The sequence below is a fragment of the Marinobacter koreensis genome (assembly GCF_023156285.1).
In the GTDB taxonomy this organism is placed as follows: Bacteria; Pseudomonadota; Gammaproteobacteria; order Pseudomonadales; family Oleiphilaceae; genus Marinobacter; species Marinobacter koreensis.
Genome location: NZ_JAKZAJ010000001.1, coordinates 959,923 through 973,196 on the forward strand (window position 1 = coordinate 959,923; position 13,274 = coordinate 973,196).

Genomic DNA, 13,274 nt, shown 5'->3' on the forward strand with positions numbered 1-13,274 from the left:
ATTCTAGCGGAGCAGGGTGGTGCTTCAACAGGGGAATTGTGATGAATTATGGCGCTAAATGGATACCTTAGCGCCGTAAATTCACGCCGATTGTCGGAGATGTGACCGAGTGGCCTGTTGAGCGCTGTCTTTTTGATTCTTTATGTGCAAAATTATATTTTGCACAATCTAAATGCGTGACAGGAGTCTATCGAATGACGAAGCCGAGTATCTATGACTTTTCCGTCCGGGATATCCAGGGCAATGAACGGAGTCTGTCCGAGTTCCGGGGCAAAGTCCTTCTGATTGTAAATACGGCCAGCAAATGTGGGTTTACGCCGCAGTTCGAGGGTTTGCAGTCGCTGTATGAATCGCTTCGGGAGCGGGGACTGGAAGTGCTTGGGTTCCCCTGCAATCAGTTCATGAACCAGGATCCCGAAGATGAGTCGGCCATCAGCCAGTTCTGCAGTCTCAACTACGGCGTCGACTTCCCGATGTTTTCCAAGGTTGAGGTTAATGGCGATAACGCCCATCCCCTGTACCGGTTCCTGAAGCACGAGGCCAAAGGATTGATGGGGTCTGAGCAGGTCAAATGGAACTTCACGAAATTCCTGGTGGGCCCGGATGGCAACGTCGTCCGTCGATATCCGCCGACGACCAAGCCAGAGGCTATTCGCAAGGACATCGAAGCGCTGCTATGAACGAGTCTGCCTCGCCTGAGATCCTCAAACTGGACAACCAGATCTGCTTTGCGCTGTATGCGGCCAATCGGGCCGTGACTGCCCGGTATCGGCCTATTCTGGACGAGCTTGGAGTCACTTATCCCCAGTATCTGGTGATGCTGGTGCTTTGGGAGCATGCCAGGCAAGGTCAGGTCACACACGTGTCCGATCTCGGACGCCGTTTACGACTGGACTCCGGCACACTGACGCCGCTCCTGAAACGGTTGTCTGAGCGTGGGTTGTTGTCCCGTTCCCGGGACCCCGGCGACGAACGCAGCGTCATCATATCGCTGACGGATGCAGGACTCGCCCTCGAGAATAAGGCCAGGGAGGTGCCGGCCAGGTTGCTGTGCGATCTGAACCTGCCGCCCGAGCGTCTGGGCGCACTCAGGGATGAACTCAGGGCTGTTCTGGAGATGCTGGAGGCGGGTTCGGCGCCCAACGCTCAATCATCGCCCTGAGCTGTTCCCGATTATAGGGCTTGGTGATGTAGTCGTTCATGCCCGCAGCAAGACAGCTTTCCCTGTCGCCCTGCATGACGTTGGCCGTGACGGCAATGATGGGAAGCCCGGCATAGGCCGGATTCTGACGGATTCGTCGTGTGGCCTCGTAACCGTCCATGACTGGCATCTGGCAGTCCATGAGAACCAGGTCGTAACGATGGCTTTCCAGGGCATTCAGGGCGCGTTCGCCATTCTCGGCCTGATCGACCCGGTGGCCCAACTTCTTCAGCAGGCTGGTGGCCACCATCTGGTTTACCTCGTTGTCTTCCACCAGCAGTATGGACAGGGGGCGGACAGGTTGAAGTGGCGGCGTCGCCGTCGGGTGTCCGGGAGATTCCCCGATCTCGATCGCGGCTGCCTGGCACAGGCGTTGGAAGAGCTCGTCACGGCGCATGGGCAGCGGCAACAACGGGTATTGGGTGTGCCGTGACACCTGGTTGATCTGGGTGCCGGCGATGACCACGCCGGTGCCGGACCAGCTCTCCGCATAGGCAAGCGACTCGGGATCATCGCCATCGATGGCAATCAGGAGGATACCTTCCGGGTGGCGGCTCGCTCCCCGAACCGGGATATGCCAGGCGCGCAGCTGGTTCTCCAGTGCCGCTCTGTGCGGGTGGCTGGTCGGAATGGCCAGGGCGACTCCGACATCCCGTAAAGTCTCCATCGCTTTGTTGGAGAGGGAGTCTGTGTCTTCCGTTTCATGGATCGGGAAAGGCAGCGTTACGGTAAAGTGCGTCCCGGTGCCTTCGCTTGAATCCACCAGTATCTGACCGTGCATCCGTTCCACGAGCTGACGACATAACGTCAGCCCCAGACCGGTTCCGCCATAGCGCCGGGTGGTGTCGGAATCGGCCTGGGAAAACGGTGAGAAGATCCGGTGCAGTCCCTGTTTCGACATCCCGATACCGGTATCGATCACCTCGAGCCGGAAACTGCCCGCGGAATAGCTTGCCTTGACCCGCACAAGACCCTTTTCGGTAAATTTAATCGCATTGCTGATCAGGTTGTTGAGGATCTGTCGCGTTCGCGTCGGGTCTCCGAGGAACTGTTCCGGTAACTCCGGGTCGACCTCGGTGACCAGGTCGATTCCCTTGCGCCGGGCCTGCTGGGCATGGAGGGTGGCGCATTCCTCAATGAGGTGCCGCAGGCTGAAGGGAATGTTTTCGAGGTCCAGCTTGCCCGCTTCCACCTTGGATATATCGAGTATGTCGTTGAGCAGGTTCATCAGGCTTTCGCCCGCATTGAGCGCGATCTCTATGCGATTGCGCTGTACCGGGTCGAGCTCGCCCTCCACGGCCAGGCCGAGCATGCCCAGCAGGCCATTGAGCGGTGTGCGGATTTCGTGGCTCATGCTGGCCAGGAAGTTGGCCCGCCCCCTGGCCCGGCGAACCGCGTCCTCCTTGGCCCGGACAAGGGCATTGTTGCCCCGCTGCAGTGCGGAATTCTTCTCGGAAATTTCCCGGGTTCGATCGGCAACTTCCTGCTCCAGCTGACTGGAGTAGTTCTTCATGGCGCTCTCGGCAGAGCGCAGTTGCGCGAGGCTGGAGTCAATCGCCTCCAGGTGTTGATTGATAATGCCCACCATGATCCCGATCTCATCCTCCCCGTGTCCGGATGGAACAGGAAGTCGGATTTTCTCGGGGGAATTGGCCGTCACACGGCTGAGAGCGCCGATGACATTGAGCATCGGGCGGGTCAGCACGACATAGAAGATCGCAAGCAGGGCAGCCGACAGAGCCAGACTTTTCAGCAGTCCGCTGACCAATGTGTACAGGCTGCGTTCCAGAAACTGGAGTCCGTAATGGTAGGTGTCAATAGTGACAACTAGCCGCCCGAGGGGGAGATCCTGGAGCTGTTTTACGCGGAGTTCGGACGAAAAGGTCAGGCTTTCACCAAAAAGCAGATCGCTCAGCCAGCGATAGGGCGATGACAGGCTGCTCTGGCTGGCGGCGGCCATGGTCAGGCCCTCGCTGTCTATGATGCGGGCATCAATGGTGGCCGGATGGCGCAAAAGCCCGTCGAGCAGCTCTTCTGCAAGTCGTACGTCGATGTTGTAGGCGATCTGGGATGCGGGGCTCTGGCTGATTTCCATCAGGGCGTGAACTTCCGACTCCATCGATTCGCGGGCACTGAAGTAGTCGAGGGTGATCTGGATCAGGTTCAGCACCAGGCCGACCGCCATGGCAACCAGAACGGTGTCCCGGGTCAGTCGGTACGAGAGTCTTTTCCGGAACCAGTTAGTCACTGCTTTCTGACTTCCCTGTTGCTGTCTGAAGGCGGTGCCTGCACCGCCTGACGGTCAATCGTCGTAGTCCGCTTTCTTCTTCCACTCGGTGTCGTGAAGGAAGTTGTCCCATTCGCGATCCAGCTTGGAGTGGGACTCGGCACTGCTGTCGACGCCGTCTGCACTCATGGCCTCAAGCTCCTTGATCCGCGTGCGGAAGCTCTTGACGGCTTTCATGGCGAGCGGGTTGTCCTTGGACTTGCCCATTTCCGTGCTGGCGAGATGATAGGCATGGATCGCCTTGCGGATCTGGTTCTGGCGCACAAAATCGCGGGCCTGGAAAACGTGGAGGTCCGCGTGGGTCTTGTGGACGAGGAACAGCACGTATTTGAGATTTTTCTTGGCGGTCGCCGTGTTGATGTTGCCGCTTTTGTGCATCCCTTCAATCATTTTGAAGAGATTCTGGAGGAGCTCTTTGACGTAATTGGACTTGTCCGGAGAGTCAATCTTGACCGGGGGGCGTGAGTCCGTGTTTTCCATAACCGCTTTCTTGGTCTGGAGTACGCCATTTCGCCATTGCTGGACCGGGAGGTTCGATTTCAGCGAGGCCAGCTCATTGCAGGCCTCCTCCATGCGCTTCAGAATGAGCAGCTTGAGATCCGGGGTGAGGTATTGGCCCGGAATTTCAGTAAGCAGACGGTTGGCCCGATTGTAGGCGTCTTCCTGGGCCGTGATTTTCCTGGCACGCTCTATTCGGGCCTTTTCACGCATCTGGCTCAGAACGATGATCGCTATCGAGACGGTCACAATGCCCGCCAGTAAAAGAACGACTGTTATGGTATTCATGATGTCAGCGTGGACTCCGGCTTCGGGAACTGTCGGTGACTGGCGTGAAGAACCGGCCACAACTTGCCGATATTATTCAACAATCAGACTAGCAGAAATAGTCATTCGAATCCGTTTTGAAATGTGAAACTTCGCTTCATTCATTTTGTGAATCTACAAAATAGCGTATATTGTTTTGGTGAATGTACCGTTTTGGCGGTCTGAATGCCACTTCCTTCAGGGAGACAGCCGTGGATCTTTCCCGAGTCGATCTCAATCTTCTGGTTTACCTGGATGTTCTGCTCCGGGAGCGCAACGTTACAAAGGCAGCGAACCATCTGGGGATTACCCAGCCTGCCATGAGCAATGGCCTTCGTCGACTTCGGGATCTGTTTGCCGATCCCCTGCTGGTCAGAACCAGTGAGGGGATGACCGCCACCGAGCGTGCCCGGGAGTTGCAGCCAATGGTGCGGGGCATTCTGTCGGATATCGAACAGACGGTTCAGGAGAAAACGCCTTTTTCGGCGATGGAGAGCCATCGGGTTTTCCGGATCATGGCCAGTGACTATGCCGAGTCCTGCCTGATGCCCCGGGTGCTGCGCCGGATTCGTCAGGAAGCCCCGAATGTCACCCTGGATGTGCTCACCCCCAGTGACGTAAGTTTTCTGGATGTGGAGCAGGGCAGGTTGGACATGGCTATCAACCGGTTCGACAAGATTCCCCAGTCCTTCCACCAGAAAACCCTCTGGGCCGAATACTTTGCCTGCCTGATGAACGTCCGGAATCCGATACTCAAAGAGCCTTTCACGCTGGACACCTACCTGGACGCCAGCCATATCTGGGTCAGTAAAACCGGCTTTGGGGTTGGCGTCGGGGTTAATCCCAAGGATGTCCAGAGACTGGGCTGGGTCGACGAGGCCCTGTCCCGGATGGGGCGAAAGCGGCAGATCTCCGTGTTTACCCGCCACTACCAGGTGGCGATGCTGCTCGCGGAGCAGCACGACCTGATTGCAACGCTGCCGTCGCGGGCGGCGTGGCTGCAGAAGGATAATCCTAATCTGGTGGTCAAGGTGCCACCGTTCGAGATTCCGCCCTTCGAGCTGAAAATGGCCTGGAGCCCTTTACTCCAGCACAACACCGATCACCAGTGGCTGCGGAAACTGATCGCCGAAGTCGCGGAAGAGGTGGATGCGGAGTTTGCGGATTTCGGGGCACGCTTTGAGGCATCGGATCTGCCTCAGGTCCATTCTTCAGAGCGGTAGTTCCCGCAATTCCAGTGAACCACGGCCGGCGTCCCACATCCTCTGGAAACTTTCAGAAAGCTGTTTGACCCTGCCGGCGTCGGAAAACTTGCCAAACCCTTCCGGCTTGTAGAAGTCGTGCCGGTACAGCACGCCCTCGCGATCAACCAGTATGAATGGCTGGTCTTCGAGCGGATAGTCGTCGTTGGTCAGACGCAACTCGATACGGCTGGGCAGCCGGCGCATCAGCTCCACCAGTTTGTGGCGTCGCTTGACCAGGGGTTTGTCATCGTGGATCAACAGCCTTACTTCGCTGAGTCTGTGGCCGCGTGCCAGCACGGAGATCAGTTCCCGGAAGCGGCCCCGGTCGTAGAGATCGTGTTCGAGGAGCCGGTCATAAAGCCATAGACGTTGTCTTGCCTGGCCTGCGAGTGAATCCATCAGGGCGAGCATGCGCGTTTCGGTATCGAACAGCCAGCTGGACGGATCCTCGCCCAGGATGGCCGGGTAAGGGTTGTCTGGTAATGCCTCCATGGCCAGTGCAGGAGCAAGGCAGCGCATGTCGTAGTGGGGAATGCCTGCGTCATCGTATACATCCGAGCAGACGTGAAAACCTGACCGGCGATAAAAGGGCACGGCATGTTCCTGGGCTGAAAGCCGCAACTCGTCGAACTGGGAGGCGGCCTCTGCCATCAGGTGCCTGAGCAGCGCCTCGCCAAATCCTTTGCCCCGATGCTCCGGCAGGATGGCCATGCGGCCGATATGGCCGGTTTCATCCAGGGCCGGGAAGAGACGCGCGACGCCGACCGGTGTGTTGTCCGGCAACACCGCGAGGTAATGATCGGCGATCTCGTCGGTGTCGTCCCACTCCAGCTCCGGGGGTACTCTCTGCTCGTCGATAAAAACCTTCTGACGAATGTCCCGGAGCTGACCGGGCGCCAGCTGCCAGCTGTACTTTCGGAACCGGATGGTCATAACACTCCTATTCGAAATAGACGGATCCCTGGTTGTAGAGCCTGGTTAGAAGCCCGAGCAGGGCGGGGTCTTCTGTCAGAGGTTTCAATGCGCCCATGTCGATGCGTGCGCCGGCACAAAGGAGGGGGGCAACCGGGCGCGCATCCCCCCGGAGAAGATATTGTTCGCCGTCCACGAAGAGCGCGGTCTCTTCTCCCAGCTCATGGTAGGCAAAGCGTGATCCCTCGTTCCACCGAAGGCGTTCGCCGGCGCGGATGGCCTCAGCGAGATCCTCTTCGGCCGCAGGTTCCTCGGCCGGCACCACAATGTCGAGGCTCTTGGGTGTGGTTGCATATTGCCCAAACCAGAGCGCCAGCTGCCGCCGGTCTTCCAGTTTGGCGCGAAGCACGTGGTCGAGCCGGTCGATGACGTCCGGGGCGATGGTACCCGGGTTCGGCTGAACCTGCAGGTCCGGGTCGTTCAGGTGGTCATCCGCGTCGGACTGGCTGCACAGGAAATCCGTGAAACCGGTTAACAGGTCATCCACGGTCGGTGCCCGAAAGCCCACCGACAAGGTAATGCAGTCGTCCTGGGCAATGCCGTGATGGCCGATGCCGGGGGGGAGATACAGCATGTCGCCCGGAGCCAGGGTGACGGTCTCCTCGCCGTCCCAACCGCTGAGAATGCGCAGGGGCGTTCCCTCCATCCGCGCGGAGTTATGGTCGCAATGGCCACCAAAGGTCCACTCGCGGTGGCCTTCGGCCTGGAGCAGGAACACGTCGTACTGGTCGTAATGGGGGCCAACACTACCACCCCGGGGAGCATAGCTGGCCATGATATCGTCGAGGCGCCAGTTCGGGATGAACCGGAAATGTTCAAGAAGGTCGGCAACCTCCGGAACCCAATGATCAAGTCCCTGGATCAGGAGTGTCCAGTCCTGATCCGGCAGTGTCTCGAAACGGTCGGGGGCAAATGGTCCGTTGTGAAGCTGCCACGGCTTGCCGTTGTCGTTCTCGATCACAATCCGGGACTCAACGCCTTCTTCGCAGGCCAGCCCGGCCAGTTCATCGGCGCTGACGGGGCACTGGAAGCCGGGAAAGGCCTGACGGATGACCATCGGCTTTTTCTGCCAGTAGTCCCGCAGAAACTCGGAGGGTGTCAGTCCGCCCAGCATGTCCATGGTGTGCTCCTGTCTTCAGATGTTGCGCGCCTGCTCGGCCGCGTTACCGAGGTAGCTGCCCGGTGTGAGGGCCATCAGCTCCGCCTTGGCTGCGTCCGGGATATCGAGTGTCTCGACAAAATTCTTGATGACTTCCGGGGTCATTGCCTTGCCGCGGGTCAAAGCCTTGAGCTTTTCATAGGGCTTTTCGATGTTGTAGCGGCGCATCACAGTCTGGATGGGTTCCGCCAGGACTTCCCAGGCGTGGTCCAGGTCCTCGTTCAGGCGGCCGGGATTGAGTTCCAGTTTGCCCAGGCCTTTCAGGGTCGCCTCATAGGCGATCAGGCTGTGCGCGAAGCCCACGCCCAGGTTGCGGAGCACGGTCGAATCGGTCAGGTCGCGCTGCCAGCGGGAAATGGGCAGCTTGGCGGCGAGGTGATCGAACAGGGCATTGGCAATGCCCAGATTACCCTCGGAGTTTTCGAAATCGATGGGGTTGACCTTATGTGGCATGGTCGAGGAGCCGACCTCGCCCTCCACGGTCTTCTGCTTGAAATAGCCGAGGGAAATGTAGCCCCACACGTCCCGGTCCAGATCGATCAGGATGGTGTTGAAGCGGGCGATGGTGTCGTAGAGCTCGGCGATGTAGTCGTGCGGCTCAATCTGGGTGGTGTACGGGTTCCAGTCCAGGCCCAGGCTTTCGATGAACGACCGGGCGTTTTCTGCCCAGTCCACCGTCGGATAAGCGGACAGGTGGGCATTGTAGTTGCCCACTGCACCGTTGATCTTGCCCAGCAGTTCGATCTGGCGAATCTGCTCAAGCTGGCGACGGAGGCGGAACACGACATTGGCGAATTCCTTGCCGACGGTTGTCGGAGAGGCGGTCTGTCCATGGGTGCGGGACAGCATGGGTTGCTCGGCGTGCTCCCGGGCCAGTTCTGCCAGTTTGTCGATGACGCGCTCCATGGCTGGCAGCAGGCCATGATCCAGTCCTTCCCGAAGCATGAGTGCGTGGGAGAGATTGTTGATGTCCTCGGACGTACATGCAAAGTGGACAAACTCGGTGACGGCGTGCAGCTCGGGCATGCCGGCAATCTTTTCCTTGATGAAGTATTCCACCGCCTTGACGTCGTGATTGGTGGTCCGTTCGATTTCCTTGATGCGTTCGGCGTCGCTCAGGCTGAACTCACTGACCATGGTGTCGAGGAACTGGTTGGCTTCCTCGGAAAAGGACGGTACTTCGGCAATCCCGGGGTGGGCGGCCAGTTTCTGGAGCCACCGGATTTCGACGGTCACGCGGTTACGGATAAGGCCGTATTCGCTGAAAATGCTGCGAAATACACTGACTTTGCTGCCATAGCGTCCGTCGACGGGGGAAATAGCCGTCAGGGCGGTGAGTTCCATCGAAAACCTCTCAAGTGATCAAAGAATCGAAACAAACAGAAATTGGGCCGACCATGATACACCAGGCCGGGACGGGAATCAGCGTTAAAACCGGGCAGGATTACGGCAACTGGCGGGACTGCTCGGCCAGTTCCCGGGCGTGCTGTATGATTTTCCGGCGCACGAACAGCAGTTGCCAGCGCCGGCCTCCACACTGATGCCACAGGACCGCCGAACGAATCCCCGCAAGCAGGAGTGCGCGCACCTTGGCAGCATTTTCTTCCCGTTGGAGCACGGTGGGATTGCCGGTTACCTGAATCCGCTGGCGGAAGGTGCTGATGGTATCGGTATAGACGGACGCCAGATTACCGATGAGGTTGGGGTGGGTGTAACCGAAGTGGCTGGCAGTATGGCGGGCCTGATCAATACGGCTGCCGATGACGTCCAGCATATCCCGATGGCGCCGGAGCTTGGCCTCCAGATGGACGAGGTTGAGCGTGTACCGGAGAATTTCCACATCCTCCGGCTTGCTCTGCTGGCCCATGATGGCGGCCAGTGTCTCGAGACCTTCCCGTATGTCCGTCAGCTCACCGCCGAATACGTCGAGCGTGGTCTCCGGATTGGTCGCGAACAGCGAACGGATCGAGGTTTCAAGACTGGCTTCGTTGCATTGGCCCCGATGGGCAATCTGCTGCACCAGCGCGGAGGCCTGGAACAGGCCGGCCAGGGCCAGGGTCTGATCGTGAAGGGATCGGCTCATGCGCTCATTCCATGGCGTGCCGATGTGTCAGCCCGCTCCGGCAACGGTTGGTCGTCCCGCCAGGTCTCCTCGATGACGCCACCGCCAAGACAGACTTCGCCGTCGTAGAAAACCACCGACTGACCGGGTGTCACAGCTCGTTGTGCGTCGTCGAAAATCACTTTGACACCCCCGCCGGCAAGGAGCGTTACCTCGCAGTCCTGGTCAGGCTGGCGATAACGGGTCTTGGCCTTGCAACGGAAATGGCCGGAAGGGGCTTCTCCGGCAACCCAGTCGATCGCACCAGAGACCAGCCCACGGGCAAACAGCAGGGGGTGCTGTTTGCCCTGAACGGCGATCAGGACGTTCCGGTTGAGATCTTTCTCAGCGACATACCAGGGTTCATCACCGAAGTCGCTCAGACCGCCAATGCCAAGACCCTGACGCTGCCCGATGGTGTGGTACATCAGGCCCTGGTGCCGACCGATCACCTGACCGTCGGGGGTTTCGATATCGCCAGGTTGTGCGGGCAGGTACTGTTTCAGGAAGTCACGGAACTTGCGCTCGCCAATGAAGCAGATGCCGGTGGAGTCTTTCTTGTCATGGGTGACAAACCCCTGCTGTTCAGCGATTCGCCGGACTTCCGGCTTTTCAAGTTCACCGACCGGAAACAGGGTGCGGGCAATCCGTTCACCGGACACCGCATGAAGAAAGTAGCTCTGGTCCTTGTTCGGATCGAGGCCCTTGAGCAGTAGGGCCTTGCCGGATCCGTCCGCGAGGGGGCGCTGGCGGGCGTAGTGTCCGGTGGCAATGAAATCGGCGCCAAGGGTGATGGCGTAATCCAGGAACGCCCGGAATTTTACTTCCTTATTACACAGAATGTCCGGGTTGGGGGTGCGTCCGGCGCTGTATTCGGCCAAAAAGTGTTCGAATACCCGGTCCCAGTATTCCGCAGCGAAACTGGCGGTGTGGAGCTTGATGCCAATGGCATCCGCCACGGCCTGTGCGTCGGCAAGGTCGGTCATGGCGGTACAGTATTCGGTGCCGTCGTCCTCGTCCCAGTTTTTCATGAACAGGCCTTCAACCTGGTAGCCCTGATCCTTCAGAAGCCAGGCAGCCACGGAAGAATCGACACCACCGGACATGCCAACGATCACCCGGGTGGATTCTGGCGAGATGACTTCAGGCTTGTTGCTCATTTCAGCCCCATGTTGAATAAAAGCCGCGAGTCTAGCATTTCTGGCCCGTTACGTCTGCGCCTCGACCACCACGTCAAGCGGGTAACGGCGGCCGTTTCGGTAATCTTCTATGCATTGCAGAACCAGCGGGCTGCGCAACTGGTCACCGAGCGCCCGGATGTCGTCCAGTGTCAGCCAGTGAGCAGCGAGAATGCCATCATCAAGCTCGTCAGACCTGTGGTTTACCGCATCGGCGACATAGCAGAAACGGTAGTAGGTGACACCATTGGCCGGAGCCTTGTAGGTGTACATACCAAGGAAGTATCGGGGTTGAATGTCCCATCCGGTCTCTTCAAGGGCCTCTCGGCGAACCGCGTCCAGAATAGGCTCGTCTTCCTCGACATGGCCGGCTGGCTGGTTGAAAACGACACGGCCTGCACTGACCTCCTCAACCATGAGAAAGCGGCCTTCCGTGTCTTCGACGATGACGGCGACGGTGGCGTGTGGGGTCCAGGTCATGGGCGGGATGGCCTCCTTGAAGCGGGCTTTCTGCGACGTTTTGCCGGCGGTTTGCCGGCCGGTAAGTGTACGGTGACCGTTCGATACTGGCCCGGCGAGAGTCCGTCAAGGGTCCAGTTGCCAATACGATAGCGGATCAGGCGGAGCGTGGGGAACCCGACGGCAGCGGTCATCCGGCGAACCTGACGGTTCCGGCCCTCGGTAATGGTCAGTTCGATCCAGCTTGTTGGTATGGATTCCCGATGCCGCACCGGTGGTGTCCGGGGCCAGACATCGGGCTCGCCCAGTCGGTTTGCCTTGGCAGGCCGGGTCAGGCCGTCCTTCAGTGTGACGCCCGCTGCCAACGCATCCAGCGCGGTGTCTGTGATGTCACCCTCTACCTGCACCCAGTAGGTCTTTGGCATCTTGTTCGTGGGAGAGGCAATGCGATGCTGCAAGGCCCCGTCGCCTGTGAGCAGAAGCAGGCCTTCCGAGTCATAATCGAGCCGGCCAGCGGGGTAAATGCCGGGTACACGGATCCAGTCCGCCAGTGTTGTTCTGGCACCATGATGACCGCTGTCGGCCTGATCCGTGAACTGGCTAAGAACATGAAAGGGCTTGTTGAACAGCACGAGTTCGGACATACGGGGGTTCCGGAATCCTGTGTCGCTGGCGGGGTTGAGCGCAAAGGGTACGGGATTTTCCGGAATTGGCAAGCCGTGTCTATGGCAATGACCTACCGCCAGGCACGCTGATTTGCGGCCCCGTCAATGGGTCTGTTGCCCGGTTCTGCTGACGGGCACGATTCAGGCGTTTCGCCCGACGCCTTGCGCCGGGTTGTTCGCCCGGCGACAGATAACGGATTAAGCTCGTCAGGCGTTGACCGCTCGCTGGGACAGGTCGTCGCCGCCCTGATCCCTGGAATCGGATCTTTTCTCGTCAGTCCCGTGTCGGCCTTCGGCGGACCTTGAGGGCATCTCGTCAGGCACAATGTTGACCGCGTGAATGCCCTTGTCGCTGGGCTTTTTTTCAAAAGTTACGGTCTGACCGGCTTTGAGGGTCTTGTAGCCGTCCATCTGAACCGAAGAAAAGTGGGCAAACAGGTCGTCACTGCAGCCATCCTCGATGATGAATCCGTAACCTTTGGCATTGTTGAACCACTTAACTTTGCCTCTTGGCATGATGAACTCCCCTGTTCCTTTGCTGTCAGTTCTTATTATTCGGGTAGATCTGCAACCCGGAGCTCCGCCAGGTCGTCGTGTTACACAGGCATTGTACATCTTTACAATATTTAACAATGCACATTAACTGTCGACCAATCGACGCTTTGAGTCAATAGTTTCTATCGTCGTAATGTGTGGTTTAACGCGGTCTGGAAACGGTATCATGCCGGTATTGATAATTCTCTCACGCTACGTCGCGCCTCTGGCTTGAAAACGGTGCGGCGGACAACCACATTAAACGGGGACACCGAGTAAACCGGTAAAGAAACATGCGGACTATCGACAATTCTCTACTAATATTGAATCAGGGGGAGGACAACCAGCCTGGTCGTCAGGATGACGTCAGTGTGGCGCCTGAGAAACCAGCTCTGAAACGCCCGGCAAGGTACCGGGTCGTGCTTCTGAATGATGACTACACCCCCATGGATTTTGTGGTGGATGTACTGATGAAGTTCTTCGCAATGAACGAAGAAAAGGCGACGCAGGTGATGCTGCTCGTCCATACGCAAGGAAAAGCCGTATGTGGGGTATATACCCGAGACATCGCAGAAACAAAGGCAGCACAGGTGAACCAGTATTCCTCGGAATGCGAACATCCGCTCCTTTGCGAGATTGAACGTGCGGACTGAAAGACGTTGGGGTGGCC

14 protein-coding genes are annotated in these 13,274 nt (G+C 58.4%); 4 read left to right on the top strand and 10 right to left on the bottom strand.

Annotation, left to right across the window (positions count from 1 at the left end):
- Positions 1 to 194: 194 nt before the first annotated feature.
- Together MLD04_RS04615 and MLD04_RS04620 are read left to right on the top strand one after the other, a co-directional pair.
- Positions 195 to 680, top strand: a complete 486-nt coding sequence (locus MLD04_RS04615; RefSeq protein WP_248155175.1) for a glutathione peroxidase — start codon at positions 195 to 197, stop codon at positions 678 to 680.
- On the top strand, positions 677 to 1,162 hold the full coding sequence (locus MLD04_RS04620; RefSeq protein WP_248155177.1) for a MarR family winged helix-turn-helix transcriptional regulator: 486 nt from the start codon (positions 677 to 679) through the stop codon (positions 1,160 to 1,162). The genes MLD04_RS04615 and MLD04_RS04620 overlap by 4 nt, the downstream gene beginning before the upstream one ends.
- Here the strand turns inward: MLD04_RS04620 and MLD04_RS04625 are convergent.
- Together MLD04_RS04625 and MLD04_RS04630 are read right to left on the bottom strand one after the other, a co-directional pair.
- Positions 1,101 to 3,386, bottom strand: coding sequence for a hybrid sensor histidine kinase/response regulator (locus MLD04_RS04625; RefSeq protein WP_282451772.1), 2,286 nt, complete (start codon positions 3,384 to 3,386; stop codon positions 1,101 to 1,103). The two genes, MLD04_RS04620 and MLD04_RS04625, sit on opposite strands and share 62 nt — an antisense overlap.
- Before the next feature lie 117 nt (positions 3,387 to 3,503).
- Positions 3,504 to 4,274 (bottom strand): hypothetical protein, encoded by a 771-nt coding sequence (locus MLD04_RS04630; RefSeq protein ID WP_248155181.1) that lies wholly within the window; start codon positions 4,272 to 4,274, stop codon positions 3,504 to 3,506.
- 230 nt (positions 4,275 to 4,504) lie between these two features.
- Here MLD04_RS04630 and MLD04_RS04635 point away from each other — a divergent pair, with 230 nt between their 5' ends.
- Positions 4,505 to 5,515 carry a LysR family transcriptional regulator gene (locus MLD04_RS04635; RefSeq protein WP_248155183.1) on the top strand — a complete coding sequence of 337 codons (1,011 nt, stop codon included), beginning with the start codon at positions 4,505 to 4,507 and terminating at the stop codon, positions 5,513 to 5,515.
- Here the strand turns inward: MLD04_RS04635 and MLD04_RS04640 are convergent.
- From MLD04_RS04640 to MLD04_RS17650, 8 genes are all read right to left on the bottom strand, one after another.
- Positions 5,504 to 6,469: a GNAT family N-acetyltransferase gene (locus MLD04_RS04640; protein ID WP_248155185.1), complete on the bottom strand. Its 966-nt coding sequence runs from the start codon at positions 6,467 to 6,469 to the stop codon at positions 5,504 to 5,506. The two genes, MLD04_RS04635 and MLD04_RS04640, sit on opposite strands and share 12 nt — an antisense overlap.
- 7 nt (positions 6,470 to 6,476) lie before the next feature.
- Positions 6,477 to 7,628, bottom strand: coding sequence for a ribosomal protein uL16 3-hydroxylase (locus MLD04_RS04645; RefSeq protein WP_248155187.1), 1,152 nt, complete (start codon positions 7,626 to 7,628; stop codon positions 6,477 to 6,479).
- A 15-nt stretch (positions 7,629 to 7,643) separates the two neighbouring features.
- Positions 7,644 to 9,011, bottom strand: coding sequence for an adenylosuccinate lyase (purB, locus tag MLD04_RS04650; protein ID WP_248155189.1), 1,368 nt, complete (start codon positions 9,009 to 9,011; stop codon positions 7,644 to 7,646).
- A gap of 100 nt (positions 9,012 to 9,111) precedes the next feature.
- Entirely contained in the window at positions 9,112 to 9,750 is a 639-nt protein-coding gene (gene hflD / locus MLD04_RS04655; protein ID WP_248155190.1) for a high frequency lysogenization protein HflD, read from the bottom strand.
- Positions 9,747 to 10,928 (bottom strand): tRNA 2-thiouridine(34) synthase MnmA, encoded by a 1,182-nt coding sequence (gene mnmA, locus MLD04_RS04660; RefSeq protein ID WP_248155192.1) that lies wholly within the window; start codon positions 10,926 to 10,928, stop codon positions 9,747 to 9,749. Before mnmA ends, hflD begins: the two co-directional genes overlap by 4 nt.
- Positions 10,929 to 10,976: 48 nt before the next feature.
- Positions 10,977 to 11,426, bottom strand: a complete 450-nt coding sequence (locus tag MLD04_RS04665) for an NUDIX hydrolase (protein ID WP_248155194.1) — start codon at positions 11,424 to 11,426, stop codon at positions 10,977 to 10,979.
- Positions 11,423 to 12,049, bottom strand: a complete 627-nt coding sequence (locus tag MLD04_RS04670) for a pseudouridine synthase (RefSeq protein WP_248155196.1) — start codon at positions 12,047 to 12,049, stop codon at positions 11,423 to 11,425. The genes MLD04_RS04665 and MLD04_RS04670 overlap by 4 nt, the downstream gene beginning before the upstream one ends.
- Positions 12,050 to 12,277: 228 nt before the next feature.
- On the bottom strand, positions 12,278 to 12,586 hold the full coding sequence (locus MLD04_RS17650) for a cold shock domain-containing protein (RefSeq protein ID WP_282451724.1): 309 nt from the start codon (positions 12,584 to 12,586) through the stop codon (positions 12,278 to 12,280).
- Positions 12,587 to 12,897: 311 nt separating this feature from the next.
- On the opposite strand from MLD04_RS17650, the gene clpS reads away from it, so the two are divergent.
- On the top strand, positions 12,898 to 13,257 hold the full coding sequence (gene clpS / locus MLD04_RS04680) for an ATP-dependent Clp protease adapter ClpS (RefSeq protein WP_008938621.1): 360 nt from the start codon (positions 12,898 to 12,900) through the stop codon (positions 13,255 to 13,257).
- The last annotated feature ends 17 nt before the right edge of the window (positions 13,258 to 13,274 follow it).

Excerpts from the sequence above, each read along its gene's own strand:
- MLD04_RS04615 (WP_248155175.1), top strand. The coding sequence starts at position 195 with ATGACGAAGCCGAGTATCTATGACTTTTCCGTCCGGGATATCCAGGGC.
- MLD04_RS04620 (WP_248155177.1), top strand. The coding sequence starts at position 677 with ATGAACGAGTCTGCCTCGCCTGAGATCCTCAAACTGGACAACCAGATC.
- MLD04_RS04625 (WP_282451772.1), bottom strand. The coding sequence starts at position 3,386 with ATGGCGGTCGGCCTGGTGCTGAACCTGATCCAGATCACCCTCGACTAC.
- MLD04_RS04630 (WP_248155181.1), bottom strand. The coding sequence starts at position 4,274 with ATGAATACCATAACAGTCGTTCTTTTACTGGCGGGCATTGTGACCGTC.
- MLD04_RS04640 (WP_248155185.1), bottom strand. The coding sequence starts at position 6,469 with ATGACCATCCGGTTCCGAAAGTACAGCTGGCAGCTGGCGCCCGGTCAG.
- MLD04_RS04645 (WP_248155187.1), bottom strand. The coding sequence starts at position 7,628 with ATGGACATGCTGGGCGGACTGACACCCTCCGAGTTTCTGCGGGACTAC.
- purB (WP_248155189.1), bottom strand. The coding sequence starts at position 9,011 with ATGGAACTCACCGCCCTGACGGCTATTTCCCCCGTCGACGGACGCTAT.
- hflD (WP_248155190.1), bottom strand. The coding sequence starts at position 9,750 with ATGAGCCGATCCCTTCACGATCAGACCCTGGCCCTGGCCGGCCTGTTC.
- mnmA (WP_248155192.1), bottom strand. The coding sequence starts at position 10,928 with ATGAGCAACAAGCCTGAAGTCATCTCGCCAGAATCCACCCGGGTGATC.
- MLD04_RS04665 (WP_248155194.1), bottom strand. The coding sequence starts at position 11,426 with ATGACCTGGACCCCACACGCCACCGTCGCCGTCATCGTCGAAGACACG.
- MLD04_RS04670 (WP_248155196.1), bottom strand. The coding sequence starts at position 12,049 with ATGTCCGAACTCGTGCTGTTCAACAAGCCCTTTCATGTTCTTAGCCAG.
- MLD04_RS17650 (WP_282451724.1), bottom strand. The coding sequence starts at position 12,586 with ATGCCAAGAGGCAAAGTTAAGTGGTTCAACAATGCCAAAGGTTACGGA.
- clpS (WP_008938621.1), top strand. The coding sequence starts at position 12,898 with ATGCGGACTATCGACAATTCTCTACTAATATTGAATCAGGGGGAGGAC.